The organism is Altererythrobacter chaiwopuensis (genome assembly GCF_054957735.1).
On record NZ_JBTXJF010000001.1, the window covers coordinates 826,318 to 839,659 of the forward strand.

The 13,342-nt window shown below is 62.5% G+C and carries 10 protein-coding genes; 5 read left to right on the top strand and 5 right to left on the bottom strand.

Translation table 11 applies throughout. From position 1 onward, the window contains the following. The first annotated feature begins 20 nt into the window (after window positions 1-20). Genes zwf through ACX3VQ_RS04105 form a run of 5 tightly spaced genes read left to right on the top strand, consistent with a single transcriptional unit; the run spans window position 21 to window position 7,638 of the window. Window positions 21-1,484, top strand: coding sequence for a glucose-6-phosphate dehydrogenase (gene zwf / locus ACX3VQ_RS04085; protein WP_462579669.1), 1,464 nt, complete (start codon window positions 21-23; stop codon window positions 1,482-1,484). Beyond that, complete coding sequence (edd, locus tag ACX3VQ_RS04090) at window positions 1,477-3,282, top strand: phosphogluconate dehydratase (RefSeq protein ID WP_462579670.1); 1,806 nt, start codon at window positions 1,477-1,479, stop codon at window positions 3,280-3,282. Before zwf ends, edd begins: the two co-directional genes overlap by 8 nt. Continuing rightward, window positions 3,279-4,250 carry a glucokinase gene (gene glk / locus ACX3VQ_RS04095; protein WP_462579672.1) on the top strand — a complete coding sequence of 324 codons (972 nt, stop codon included), beginning with the start codon at window positions 3,279-3,281 and terminating at the stop codon, window positions 4,248-4,250. Before edd ends, glk begins: the two co-directional genes overlap by 4 nt. Next, a complete protein-coding gene (eda, locus tag ACX3VQ_RS04100) occupies window positions 4,250-4,864 on the top strand; it encodes a bifunctional 4-hydroxy-2-oxoglutarate aldolase/2-dehydro-3-deoxy-phosphogluconate aldolase (RefSeq protein ID WP_462579674.1) in 615 nt (204 codons plus the stop codon). Before glk ends, eda begins: the two co-directional genes overlap by 1 nt. Then, window positions 4,861-7,638 carry a phosphoenolpyruvate carboxylase gene (locus tag ACX3VQ_RS04105; protein WP_462579675.1) on the top strand — a complete coding sequence of 926 codons (2,778 nt, stop codon included), beginning with the start codon at window positions 4,861-4,863 and terminating at the stop codon, window positions 7,636-7,638. Before eda ends, ACX3VQ_RS04105 begins: the two co-directional genes overlap by 4 nt. 6 nt (window positions 7,639-7,644) lie before the next feature. Here the strand turns inward: ACX3VQ_RS04105 and tilS are convergent, their stop codons facing one another. From tilS to ACX3VQ_RS04130, 5 genes are all read right to left on the bottom strand, one after another. Continuing rightward, complete coding sequence (tilS, locus tag ACX3VQ_RS04110; RefSeq protein ID WP_462579676.1) at window positions 7,645-8,514, bottom strand: tRNA lysidine(34) synthetase TilS; 870 nt, start codon at window positions 8,512-8,514, stop codon at window positions 7,645-7,647. Between the two features lie 79 nt (window positions 8,515-8,593). Then, the gene (locus tag ACX3VQ_RS04115) at window positions 8,594-9,562 is read right to left on the bottom strand and encodes a tetratricopeptide repeat protein (RefSeq protein WP_462579678.1); all 969 of its coding nucleotides are present in this window, start codon (window positions 9,560-9,562) and stop codon (window positions 8,594-8,596) included. A gap of 143 nt (window positions 9,563-9,705) precedes the next feature. Continuing rightward, window positions 9,706-10,572, bottom strand: coding sequence for a helix-turn-helix domain-containing protein (locus tag ACX3VQ_RS04120; protein ID WP_462579679.1), 867 nt, complete (start codon window positions 10,570-10,572; stop codon window positions 9,706-9,708). Window positions 10,573-10,711: 139 nt separating this feature from the next. Continuing rightward, complete coding sequence (ptsP, locus tag ACX3VQ_RS04125; protein ID WP_462579680.1) at window positions 10,712-12,979, bottom strand: phosphoenolpyruvate--protein phosphotransferase; 2,268 nt, start codon at window positions 12,977-12,979, stop codon at window positions 10,712-10,714. Between the two features lie 92 nt (window positions 12,980-13,071). Then, the gene (locus ACX3VQ_RS04130; RefSeq protein WP_462571383.1) at window positions 13,072-13,227 is read right to left on the bottom strand and encodes a YdcH family protein; all 156 of its coding nucleotides are present in this window, start codon (window positions 13,225-13,227) and stop codon (window positions 13,072-13,074) included. Between the last annotated feature and the right edge of the window lie 115 nt (window positions 13,228-13,342).

The window sequence follows — 13,342 nt, forward strand, 5'->3', positions numbered from 1 at the left end:
CGCGCGGGAGAAGCGAGCAGATGAACATGCCTTCGATGCACAGTGGCGGCTTCACTGCCGACCGGTTGTTGCTGTTCGGCGCGACAGGCGATCTGGCGCAGCGCATGTTGTTGCCCTCGCTCTGCGCGCTCCACGCTGACGAGCTGATCGATCCTGAGCTGAAGATCGTGGCGACGGCGCGCTCGGAGCTGACGAACCATGAGTATCGCAACTTCGCACGCGCGGCTTTGGAGAAATACCTGCCCGCAGACCGGCGCGGCGGGATGGCCGATTTCCTCAATCGCCTGAGCTATCAGCCGCTCGATGCCACTACGCTTGATGGCTTCAACGCGCTGGCGGAGAAGGTTGGCCAACCAGGGCAGGGGCTCGCGATATTTCTGTCGACCGCGCCGAGCCTGTTCGAACCCACTATCAAGGGCCTGCAACACGCCGGGCTAGATGGCGCAAACGTGCGCATGTGCCTGGAAAAGCCGCTTGGCACCGATCTGGCCACCAGCCGCGAAATCAACGATGCGGTGGCATCTGCATTCCCCGAGGAGCGGATATTCCGGATCGACCATTATCTGGGCAAGGAAACCGTGCAGAACCTGCTGGCACTGCGCTTTGCCAATCTGATGTTTGAACCGATTTGGAACGCGGCGCATATCGACCATGTCCAGATCACTGTGGCTGAAACCGTCGGGCTCGAAGGCCGCGTTGGCTTCTACGACGATGCCGGCGCGCTGCGCGATATGGTGCAGAACCACATGCTGCAGCTGCTGGCATTGGTGGCGATGGAGCCGCCTGGCAGCTTCGATGCCACCGCCGTGCGCGACGAGAAGGTCAAGGTACTGCGCGCGCTGCGCCAGGTCGAATCGGGTGAGACGGTGACGGGCCAGTACCGCGCCGGGGCGATCAACGGCAAGGCCGTGCCCGGCTATGATGACGAACTGGGCAAGGAATCGAACACCGAGACCTTTGTTGCTATCAAGTCCCATGTCGACAATTGGCGCTGGAAGGGCGTGCCCTTCTACCTCCGTACCGGCAAGCGGCTGCCCGAACGCGTGACGGAGATCGTGGTCCAGTTCCGCTGCGTGCCGCATTCGATCTTCGCCGGAAAAGGCGCAACCATGCAGCCCAACCGGCTGGTGATCGGGATTCAGCCGGAAGAGAACATCACGCTGTCTCTGATGACCAAGGTGCCCGGGCTTGACCGTGAAGGGATCCGGTTGCGCCAGGTGCCGCTCAATATTGCCATGCCCGATGCTTTTTCCGGTGCGGTGCGCCGCATCGCCTATGAACGCCTGCTGCTCGACCTGATCGAAGGCGACCAGACGCTGTTCGTGCGGCGTGACGAAGTGGAAGCCCAATGGCAGTGGATCGACGCAATCCGCGCCGGATGGCAGGCCGATGGCCTGACCCCGAAGACATATACTGCCGGAAGCTGGGGGCCGAGCGCCGCGATCGCGCTGGCCGAACGTGACGGAGTAAGCTGGCATGAGTGATCTCAACCCCACCATCGCGCGGGTGACCGAGCGGGTGATCGAAAAATCGCGCGGCAGCCGCCAGACCTATCTTGACCTGATGGAACGCGAGGCTGACCGCGCCCCAGACCGCAGCCAGGTTTCATGCTCAAACCTCGCCCATGCCTATGCCGGGGCACTGGATGACCAGGCCACGATGAAGGCGGGCGGCGCGCCAAATATCGGTATCGTCACCGCCTATAATGATATGCTGAGCGCGCATCAGCCCTATGGCCGTTATCCTGAACGGATGAAAATTTACGCCCGCGAAGTGGGCGCAACGGCGCAGGTTGCCGGCGGCACCCCCGCCATGTGCGACGGGGTGACGCAGGGCGAAGACGGGATGGAGCTGTCTCTTTTCAGCCGTGATGTGATTGCGCTGTCGACCGGGGTGGCGCTGAGCCATGCGATGTATGACGGTGTGGCTTGCCTTGGTATTTGCGACAAGATCGTGCCGGGTTTGATGATCGGCGCGCTGCGCTTCGGCCATCTGCCGGCGGTGTTCGTGCCATCCGGGCCGATGCCCAGCGGCGTCGCCAACAAGGAAAAGCAGCGCGTGCGCCAGCTCTATGCCGAGGGCAAGGTCGGGCGGGACGAACTGCTCGCCAGCGAGATGGGCAGCTATCATTCGCCCGGCACCTGCACCTTCTATGGCACCGCCAATTCGAACCAGATGATGATGGAGATGATGGGGCTGCATATCCCCGGCGCTGCCTTTATCCAGCCCGGCACCAAGCTGCGCCAGGCGCTCGATCGTGCCGCCGTGCATCGCCTGGCCGCATTGGCCGGGACGCGTGAACGCACCTTGGCAAAGTGCGTCGATGAAAAAGCGATCATCAATGCCGCAATCGGCCTGCTCGCGACCGGCGGATCGACCAATCACGCGATCCACATCCCCGCCATGGCGCGCGCAGCGGGCGTGCTGTTCGACTGGGACGATCTATCCGAGCTTTCCAGCGCGGTGCCGCTGGTGGCGCGGGTCTATCCCAATGGTGCGGGCGATGTGAACCATTTCCATGACGCGGGCGGAATGGGTTATGTCATCGGTGAGCTGTTGAGCGAAGGGCTGGCGCATCGCGATATCCTGACCGTGTGGGACAGCGATCTTTCGGTATATGCGAAGGAACCGGGGCTCGACGGCGAGGATCTTGTCTGGCGGGAAGTTGGCGCAAGCGGTGACGAAACCATGCTCCGCCCAGCGAGCGCCCCGTTCCATCCTGACGGCGGGATGCGCCTGCTGCAGGGCAATCTCGGTCGCGGCTGCTTCAAGAGCTCGGCAGTGGATCCCGAGCGCTATACGATTGAGGCACCTTGCCGCGTGTTCGAGGACCAGTCTGCCGTCGCAGCAGCCTTCAAGGCCGGAGAACTCGACAAGGATGTCGTGGTCGTGGTGCGTTTCCAGGGGCCGCGCGCCAATGGCATGCCCGAACTGCACAAGCTCACTCCGCCGCTGGGCGTGCTGCAGGATCGTGGCTACCGCGTGGCGCTGGTCACTGATGGCCGCATGTCAGGCGCCTCGGGCAAGGTGCCTGCCGCGATCCATGTCACGCCGGAAGCGCTTGGCGGCGGGCCGCTGGCAAAATTGCGCGACGGTGATGTGGTGAAAGTCTGCGCGGCCACAGGAGAGCTTTCGACCACAGCAGATCTTGAGGCGCGCGACGCTGCCCCCGATCCGCGCCCCGCGATGGGCGTGGGCCGCGAACTATTCGCCATGTTCCGCATGGGGGCGGATGGCGCCGAGCAGGGAGGCAGCGCCATGCTCGCTGCGGCAGGGCTGTGACCCAGCTGGTCAGCGTCGATATTGGCGGCACCCACGCGCGGTTCGCCATCGCCACTGTCGCGCAGGACGGCACGATCACGCTCGACGAGCCCGAAACGCTTCACACCGAAGATCACGCCAGCTTCCAGACCGCGTGGGAGGATTACCGGGCCCGCAAGGGGGGCTCAATCCCGCCGCGCGTCAGCATGGCGATTGCCGGACCGGTCAATCAGGAAGTGATCCGTTTCACCAACAATCCCTGGATCATCCGCCCGGCAATGGTGCCGCAGAAGCTGGGCGTGAAACAATTCACCATCGTCAATGACTTTGAGGCGGTAGCCCATGCCGTGGCGCGCGCACCGGATGACCAGTTTCTGCATCTTGCTGGCCCTGACGAACCGCTCGCCAGCGAAGGAACGATCAGCGTACTCGGCCCGGGCACGGGGCTGGGCGTTGCCCATCTGTGGCGTTCGGGCAGCGAATATCGCGTGACAGCCACCGAAGGCGGGCACATCGATTTTGCCCCGCTCGACCAGATCGAAGACGCGGTGCTGGCGCGCCTGCGCAAGCGGCACAACCGTGTTTCAGTGGAGCGGGTGGTCGCCGGCCCCGCAATCGTGGACATTTACCAGACACTCGCCGCGATGGAGAACCGCAAGACACGCGATGAAGACGATGTCACCATCTGGACCCGCGGGATGAGTGACCAGGATTCGCTCGCGGCTGCGGCGGTGGACCGGTTCTGCCTGTCATTGGGCAGCGTCGCGGGCGATATCGCACTGGCGCAGGGCGGCTTCGGCGGGGTCGTGATCGCGGGCGGACTGGGATATCGCTTGCGCGACCATCTTCCCAGTTCAGGCTTTGCGGAACGCTTCCGCGCCAAGGGCCGCTTTGCCGGGTTGATGTCGCGCATTCCGGTCAAGCTTATTACTCATCCGCAGCCCGGCCTGTTCGGCGCGGCCGCTGCATTTGCCAGAGAACATTTTTGATGATGGATATAGATAGCGTCATGCGCCTGGCGCCGGTTGTGCCGGTGATTGTGATCGACGAAGTCGAGCATGCCGTACCGCTGGCCGAAGCACTGGTTGCAGGGGGATTGCGCGCGCTCGAAGTGACGTTGCGCACGCCAGCCGCCCTGCCTGCGATTACGGCGATGAAGCAAGTGCCTGGTGCGGTTGTCGGCGCGGGCACAGTAACCAACCCTGAAGAGCTTGAAGATGCGCTCAATGCAGGGGCCGAATTCATTGTCTCGCCCGGCCTGACCGAGCCGCTCAGCCGTGCAGCGATTGCTGCGCAAGTGCCGTTCCTGCCCGGCACAGCCAATGCCAGCGACATCATGCGCGGGCTTGATCTGGGCCTCAGGCATTTCAAGTTCTTTCCCGCCATGGCCGCAGGCGGCCTGCCCGCGCTAAAGGCGCTCGCGGCACCGTTTGGCCAGGTGCGCTTCTGCCCCACCGGAGGCATCGGACCTGACAATGCCGCTGAATGGCTGGCACATGATTTCGTGCTTTGCGTAGGCGGAAGCTGGGTTTCGCCCAGGGGTGCGCCTGACAAGGCGAAAATCGAGGCGATGGCCCGCGAGGCAATGAAACTGGGTTCATGAACAGTATTCCAGGCCTGATCGAGCGGCTTGGCCAGCTCCACAACCGGACGCGGGAAACCCCGTTATTCAATCCTGTATTCCAGCTGGGCCTTGACCTGTCGCGCCAGCTGGAAAGCGGAGAACTTGATCTGGATGCGATCGAGGCGCTGGTGGCAGAGCTTGAGTGCGAAAGCATGCAGAGCCGCGCTGCGCGCCTGCGCCGGCTGGTTGCGCCGGTCGCGCCGGACCAGAACAGTCAGGCGCTGGCAGATGCATTTACAGAGTCCGATTTCGATACCTTCCGCGCTCGCTGGGAACGGCCGCAGCTCAATGCCGTGTTCACTGCCCACCCTACTTTCCTGCTCACACCGCAGCAGTCCGAAGCGGTGGCAGAGGCCGCCAGCAGCAGCGCCGAGATCGACGCCCGCGTGTGCGTAACCGGCGCCGTGCGGCCTGCAATCACGCTTGGCTACGAACATGGCCGGGCGATGCGCGCGATTTCCCACGCACAGGACGCGCGCGACATAATTGTTCGCGAGGCGCTGGAACATGCCGCCGCCAAATGGCCCCAGCAATGGCATGATCTGGCGCCGCTGCCGTTCCGCTTCGCTAGCTGGGTCGGCTATGACATGGATGGCCGGACCGACATCAAGTGGTTCGATTCCATCGGTTTCAGGCTGTCCGAAAAGGCCGAGCGACTGGAAAGCTACACTGCCTCGCTTGAGGCGATCGACCCGCAGCATCGGTTGCTAGGCACGCTGCGGCCTGCCCTTGCCCATGCGCAAGCACGCATGGCAGATTTTGCGGCAGACCTCAGCCAGCCCGAAACGCTGTCTGCCGCCGCCAACCGGCTGACTAGCGACGATCCGCACAAGCTGCTCAGCCTGACGCCGTTGATCGAAGCGCTGGAAGCGGACGCACGCGGGGCCGAGACGGCGCGTGCAGTACAGCTCAAGACACTGGCTGCTGCGATGCGCGCCGACGGGCTGGGCATGGGCTGGATCCATTTCCGCGTAAATTCGAGCCAGCTCCACAATGCCATCCGCCGCCGGATTGACCCGGACAATACGCTGGACCTGGCCAGCCAGGGGGCGGTTGCGGCACTGCGCGATATCCTGGCTGAAGTTAAGCCGCTGCGCAGTAACTTTGCCGCGCTGGCGATCGAAAGTTCGACCGCAATCCGCCAATTCCTGGCAATGGCGCAGATTCTGGCGCATGTGGATGCAGACACGCCGATCCGAATGCTGATTGCCGAATGCGAGCAGCCTTCAACCATCCTTGCGGCGCTATATTTTGCCAAACTGTTCGGGATCGAGGACAAGGTCGATGTATCGCCCTTGTTCGAAACCGAGAGTGCGCTTGAGCATGGTGGGCGTTTTCTTGACGCGCTGTGTGCCGAAGAAAGCTACCAGCAGTATGTGCGAAAACGCGGACGGTTGGCAATCCAGACGGGCTTTTCCGATGCCGGGCGTTTTGTCGGGCAAATCCCCGCAAGCCTTGCGATCGAGCGGCTCCAGGGTCGGCTTTGCGAGGCCATGGCGGCAAGCGGCCTGACCGATGTCGCCGCACTCATCTTCAACACACATGGCGAAAGCATGGGTCGCGGGGCCCACCCAGATAGCTTTGCAGACCGTTTGACCTGGCCGCTCAGCCCTTGGGCCAAACGCCGTTTCCAGCGCGCCGGGATCCGGCTCGAGCCCGAGGTCAGCTTTCAGGGCGGCGATGGCTATCTGTTCTTCGCCACGCCCGAACTGGCGCGCGCCACGCTCACCCGCATTGCCGAGCTTCGTCCTGCCGAAACCAGTGCCGATGCGCCGGTCGATCCGTTCTATCGCCGCACCGATCTGAGCCTGGATTTTTACCGCGCGATCCGCAGCCATCAGCGCGAACATCTGGAAAGCCAGACCTATTCGCGCGCGCTCACCGCCTTCGGCCTGGGCTTGCTCAATTCCACCGGCAGCCGCGTTTCGCGCCGCCAGGGCGATCTGTCCGCCGATCGCGAAATGAGCTTGCGCCAGATCCGCGCGATCCCGCACAATGCGGTCCTGCAACAACTTGGCTATCCGGTGAATGTGATCGCCGGGATCGGCAGCGCGGCCGACGGAACATATGAAGAGCTTGCGCAGCTGCTCACCGAAAGCGAACGCGGGCAGCAGTTGATCCGTCTCGTGCGTAGTTCCAATGCGCTGGCCAGCATCAAGACGGTGGCGGCGCATGGTGAATTGTTCAACAGCGCCTATTGGGCCAGCCGCCCCTATCGCGGCACGGAAGGCCATTTGTCCGACGCTTGCGAAGCGTTGGCCGAATATCTCACCAAGGATGACCGCGCGGGCGTGTTTCGTCGTCTGGCCTCGCGCCTGCGGGTCGATGCGCTCAAGCTGCACCGGCTGCTGGCGCTGATACCGGACGAAAACCCGCTTGAAGATCGCGAACATACCCGCCGCCTGATCGGCGCGGCACAGGCCATTCGGCTGACTTTGCTGCAGCACATGTTTCTGCGCGCTGTTTCTATCCCGGCTTTCAGCCGCGCCAATGACATTAGCCGCGACGATGTGCTGGAAATGGTATTCACGCTGCGGATCGATGACGCATTGGCGCAATTGCGGCGCGCCTATCCCACGCACTTCCCGCAGATAACCGACTTCGCCGTGGACGAGCCGAGCGATTATCCGGATACCAACGATGAAGGTTATACTGCGATCGCACGCGATTATATTGACCGGATCGAGCGGTCCTATGCGCTGTGCCTGCGGCTATCTGCGGCAATCGCGAACGAGTTCGGCGCGCACGGCTAACCGCGCTCAGCGGCGCGGCGGTTCTGGGCGCAGCACCCATGCGCCCTGCTCCACTCGCGCCAGCACCCCGCCAAGATTGCCGCCCTCGCCTTGTTCAAGCGCGTCCAGCAGCTCGGCAACCTGCGACAGGCGCGGAGTGCTGCCAAGTGTGGCAATTGCGCGCGCCAACACCCGCAGCCTGATCTCGCGCGGGGTTTCTTGGCCGGGCGCATAGCGCAAAACGCCATCACGCAGAAGAACGCAGGTGTCCCATTCTCGCGCTGCAAAATGAGCCAGAGCCGCCTCGGCCTGGCCTAGCCAGGCTGCGCTTTGCGCAATCGCAACGGGATCAAGCCAGTCCGCATCTTCCAGCGCCTTGCGGATTAGCGCCCGGTCAAACCGCTCATCCTCGTTGGAGGGGTCGCGCGCCGGTTCGATACCTGCTGCTCGCACGATTGCCTCAAGCTCTGCCTTGCGCCAGCCGAGCAAGGGCCGCAGGACCGGCCCTGCGCCTGCCGGGTTAGTGCCGCGCTCGCGCACCCCTGCCAGCCCGCTCAGCCCGCTTGCGCGATTGAGCCGCATCAGCAAGGTTTCCGCCTGATCATCTGCGTGATGGGCAGTCAGCAAAGCGGCAAGCCCGCGACTTTCGGCCCAATCGCCCAGCGCCCGATACCGCGCAAGCCGCGCCTGCTGCTGGAGATTTCCAGCGGCGACCTCCACATTGAGCGTGGCGTGCGGAACGGTGAGCCGCTCGCACAGGCCAGCCACCATTTCAGCTTCCGCAGCGCTTTCCGGCCGAAGTCCATGATTGACTGTGGCCGCTTCGATCCGCCCCGGACAGGCTGCCTGCGCGATCAGCAACAGCGCCAGGCTGTCCGGCCCGCCTGACACCGCCACGCCAAGCCGCGCCGAACCTGCTCCCAGGCGGTCAAGTTCCGCCCGGAACCGGGCGATCAGTTGAGGTGTGAGCGCCGTATCAATTACAGGTTACTTTCTGCCGGTTCGCCTCATACTGGTCCTTGAGGCGGCCAGCCGCAAGCGCCGGATAAGTCTCGCCAAATTCCGCCAATGCAATACATGCGCGATTGGTGTCTCCAAGCGAGATCATCGTTTCGGCAAGGTAAAGCAGGCTGTCGCCAGCGCGTGCGGCCTGCTTTTCGACCTGGTAATTGCGCAGGAACCACGGGGCTGCTTCGCGTGCCTTGCCATCGTCAAGATAAGCGCGGCCAAGCAGGTTGCGGCCATAGGTGGCGCGCCAATGCTCCGGATATTTCTCGACAAACAGCGAAAGCTGCTGCTGCGCTTCGGGATAGAAACCGGCATCCCACAGGCGGAAGCCATAGGTATATTCATCGTCGCCGGCATCGTCGGTCTGCGGTTTGGTGATCGCCTGCACACCCGCGAGCCGATCTGCGCTGGGCCCTTTCGCAGCAGCGGCTGGCGGAAGCTCGGCGCTACCGGTTGAGGCTCCGCCAGTCATCGCGGAAAGGTTACTTTGAGTAGCAGGTGCCTCTGGCTCGCTCGGCGCTGGCTCGCTCACGGGTAACACCTCAGGGGCAGAAAAAGCAGCTTTCCCTGCTTCAAGTGCAGCCACCCGCTCTTCCATCAGGGCAACAGCATTGCGGTTTTCCTCTCCCGCAGCAGTTAACTGCTGAAGCTGCGCCTCGATCGCATCGAGCCGGGCGAGGATGTCGGTCACCGCCGTTGTTGACGGCGTGTCGATGGCAGCGGTGCCTTGCGGCTGGGCCGTGCTGATCTCGGGCTCGAAAAAGCGAGCATCTCCACCGGGAAATACCTTGCGCTGGAGCGCGCGAATCTCGGCCTCGATCTTGCGCACGCGAGCTGCAGAAACCTCATCCTGCGCAACCGCGGGCACTGGCGAGGTCGCAACAACAGACAGGGCAAGCGCCGCTGCTGCAATCGGTGTGAGGGAAGGCAATTTCACTGCGAAAACTCCTCGATCAAATTACGCGCGGCTGCGCGCGCTCGCGGCAGCCTTTAGCGCATTGCGCCTGAACCTTAAAGGAATCCTGCCTCAATCCCGCCCCTCAAGTCGAGCGGCGCAGATGCCAAAATGGTGGGTAATCCTCAGCCGATAACCATCGCAGGCGCAGAGTTGGCTTCAATCATCGCGGCGGGGCTGGCTTCGCCGGGTTGACCGCGAGTGCGAAGCGCTTCGGCCGTGATGGCAACATCGCGGATTACCACTTCCTCCTCTGACAGTTTGGGAACCCGCTCCCCGCCGACGGTGATCGCAAACGCATCAGGCCGCCCGGTCCAGATACGGGGGTCGCGCGCTTCGCTGGGGACGACAAACCGCTCTCCCTCGCTCATCAGCTTCTGTTCCAGCCGGCGCCCGCCAGCTTCATAGAAGCTTACCCACACACCCTCTTCGAGTGCAGTGAATACAACCTGGTCGGGCGGAAGAACCGGGGAACCGGCCCGCTCGGTATTGCTTGCACCCGCAGCAACCGCTGCGCCAGTGGGGCCGGGTTGCTTCTCGGCCACTAGCGGAGCCGGATCAGCGCCCGGCGCAAAATGGCTTGCGTAAAAAGCATAACTTCCCACCGCCAACACCAACGCTGCAATCGCTGCCGCCCAGATAACTCCGGCCGGCGGCACCTTGGCCGGATCACCAGGTTCGAATGCAGGTGTATAGGCAGAGCGGCGATCGCCGCCTTCGGCAAATTCGCTGCGCAGGGCATTGATCAACTTCTGGTCATCAAGCCCGACCTCTCGGGCGTAGGTTCGGGTAAAACCGAAAGCATATGTGCGGGCGGGAAGTTCAGAGAATTGGCCCTGCTCCATCATGTCCAGATAGCGCAACGAGATACGTGTCCTTTGCGCCACTTGCTCAAGCGTAAGGCCTTGCTCTTCTCGCGCGCGGCGCAACCTCTGGCCCACCCCTTCAAGGGGCAGTTCTTCGCCCGTTTCGCCAGTTTCTTCCTCAACCATGATATCCGCGACCTTTTTTATTTGCTGCAACAAGCCGCAAGAACAGCCTTCCTGTCAAGCGATCTGGCGTCGGGACGAGATCGGATCGGGACGAGATGGCCAGCAGGCCGGTAAATCAACGCCAAACCGGTGAAATTCATCAATCGGTCTCGATCCCGCGCGCTTCGGCCCAGTTTTGCACTTCCTGCCGCAAATTGACTTGTGGATCAGCCAGCCAGCCGCTCATTGATTCGGTTATCTCCTCCAGATCAACCTTGCGAATCAATTCCTTGATCGGGCCAACCGCAGCTGGCGTGATCGAAAGGCGGCGAAAGCCGATACCCATCAATGCCAGCGCCTCGAGCCGTCGGCCGCCCATTTCGCCGCACACGCCCAGGTCAACATCCGAGCCCACCATCTGGTTGGAAACCCTGCGCAGGAACCGCAGGATCGAATGGCTGAGCCAGTCATAGCGCTCAGCCAGCTTGGGATTGGCGCGATCGGCTGCGAACAGGAACTGGGTAAGGTCGTTGGTGCCCACTGAAAGGAAGTTGATTTTGGGCAACATCAGATCAAGCACTTCGGCCAGCGCGGGCACTTCCAGCATCGCGCCATAACGGATCGCATCAGGTATCAACTTCTTCTGCCTGCGCAGATAGTTGAGCTGGCTGTCAAAAACCTGCTTCGCAGCGTCAAACTCCCACGGTTCCGACACCATTGGGAACATCACATAGAGCTCGCGCCCGGCGGCCGCCTCCAGCAGCGAACGCGCCTGGACCTTGAGCAAGCCTTCGCGCTCGAGCGCCAGGCGCAAGGCGCGCCAGCCCATCGCCGGGTTTTCATCATGCTCGGCCTGCTCGGATTGCAGATAGGGCACCGCCTTGTCACCGCCAATGTCGACCGTGCGGAAAATCACCGGCTTGTCACCGGCGGCATCAAGCACATCGCGATAAAGCCTGGTCTGCCGCTCGCGCTGCGGCAAGGTGGCCGAAACCAGGAATTGAAACTCGGTACGGAACAGACCGACTCCATCCGCCCCGGTCATCGCCAGCGCCGAGATATCGTCACGCAGGCCGGCATTTATCATCACCTGAATGCGTGTGCCGCAGCGGGTGAAGGGCTCCACGTCGCGTAATTTGGCATAGGCCGCCTGTTTCTTGCGCGACTTGGCAAAACGTACAGCGAAGGCATCGGATATCTGCGGAGAAGGGCGGACATGGGCTTTCGCGGTATCGGCATCAAGCAGGATTTCATCGCCACTGCGCACGATCCCGCGGATCCCGCGCGCGCGGCCAAGCACCGGAAGGCCCATTGCGCGGGCAACGATTACCACATGCGCTGTGAGCGACCCCTCCTCAAGGACAACGCCCTTGAGCCGCCGCCGATCATATTCGAGCAATTCGGCCGGCCCGAGGTTGCGCGCAATCAGAATCGAATCGCGCGGCAAGCCTTGCTGCGCTGCGGTGCCAAGCTGGCCCGAAACGATCCGCAGCAGGCGGTTCGCCAGATCCTCAAGGTCATGCATGCGGTCTGCCAGCAACGGATCATCAATTTCCCGCATGCGCATGCGGGTGCGCTGCTGGACCCGCTCGATTGCGGCCTCGGCAGTCAGGCCGCTATCGATCGCCTCGTTAATGCGGCGGCTCCACCCTTCGTCATAGGCGAACATCTTGTAGGTCTGGAGGACCTCCTCGTGCTCGCCACCGATGCCGAATTCGGCCTGGTTCGCCATATTGTCGATCTGTTCGCGCATCTTGTCAAAGGCGCGGTAAACCCGCTGGCGTTCGGCCTCGATGTCATCGGCCATAACCTGGTCTATCGTGACGCGCGGCTGGTGATAGACCGCCTGGCCCAGCGCCAGCCCCTTTACCAAGGCAAGCCCGGTGATGGTCTGCATCCCCGTTTGTGCGTCGGAAAGACCGCGTGTTTCTTCGTCGACCAGCTCGGCATTGGCAATCAGTTCGGACAGGACCATGGCGGTGGTCTGCAGTGCCTCGATCTCTACATCCTCATAACGGCGCGGATCGACATGCTGCACACACAACACACCCACCGCCCGTTCGCGATAGACGATCGGCACGCCGGCAAAACTGTGGAACTTGTCCTCCCCCGTTTCCGGGCGATACAGGAAGTCAGGATGCGCCTTGGCCTCAGCCAGGTTGAGCGTTTCGATATTGGCGGCAATTGTGCCGGTGAGCCCTTCGCCAATCGCCATGCGGGTAACGTGGACTGCACTGGCATTGAGCCCGCGCGTAGCAAACAGTTCGAGCATGCCCTCGCGCAGGAGATAGATCGAGCATACTTCGCTATCGAGGCTCTGCCCGATGATATCGACCACCTGGTCAAGCTTGCCCTGCGCATGCAAGCGCGAAGCCATCACCTCGTGCAGGCGGGTGAGGATCAAACGAGCAGATGCAGTGGCAGACATGCCCGAGCCTATAGCAGCTTCAACGCAATACGGAACGCCGCATCAACGCGCATGCGCACGTTGCAGCGCCGCCGGGGGCAGACTTCCGAAAATCAGGCTTCGGCGAGCGCTTCCTTGATCCTCAGCTTGCGCTTCTTGAGTTGTTGGATCGTCGCATTGTCAGGCGCGGGTCGGTTCATTTCATCGCGCAACCGCGCTTCAAGACCGGCATGTTTGGATTGCAGCGCTTGGACGTGAGACGATTCCATCAAGGTTCTCCTTTACGTTGGGACCGCAGGGGCGACTCGTCCGAACGCGGACGAGCCACGAATTGTCATCAAACCATATAATGCTTAACTTGAAAAGACTGGCTGAGCCCCTATT

Excerpts from the sequence above, each read along its gene's own strand:
- zwf (WP_462579669.1), top strand. The coding sequence starts at position 21 with ATGAACATGCCTTCGATGCACAGTGGCGGCTTCACTGCCGACCGGTTG.
- edd (WP_462579670.1), top strand. The coding sequence starts at position 1,477 with ATGAGTGATCTCAACCCCACCATCGCGCGGGTGACCGAGCGGGTGATC.
- eda (WP_462579674.1), top strand. The coding sequence starts at position 4,250 with ATGATGGATATAGATAGCGTCATGCGCCTGGCGCCGGTTGTGCCGGTG.
- ACX3VQ_RS04105 (WP_462579675.1), top strand. The coding sequence starts at position 4,861 with ATGAACAGTATTCCAGGCCTGATCGAGCGGCTTGGCCAGCTCCACAAC.
- ACX3VQ_RS04120 (WP_462579679.1), bottom strand. The coding sequence starts at position 10,572 with ATGGTTGAGGAAGAAACTGGCGAAACGGGCGAAGAACTGCCCCTTGAA.
- ptsP (WP_462579680.1), bottom strand. The coding sequence starts at position 12,979 with ATGTCTGCCACTGCATCTGCTCGTTTGATCCTCACCCGCCTGCACGAG.
- ACX3VQ_RS04130 (WP_462571383.1), bottom strand. The coding sequence starts at position 13,227 with ATGGAATCGTCTCACGTCCAAGCGCTGCAATCCAAACATGCCGGTCTT.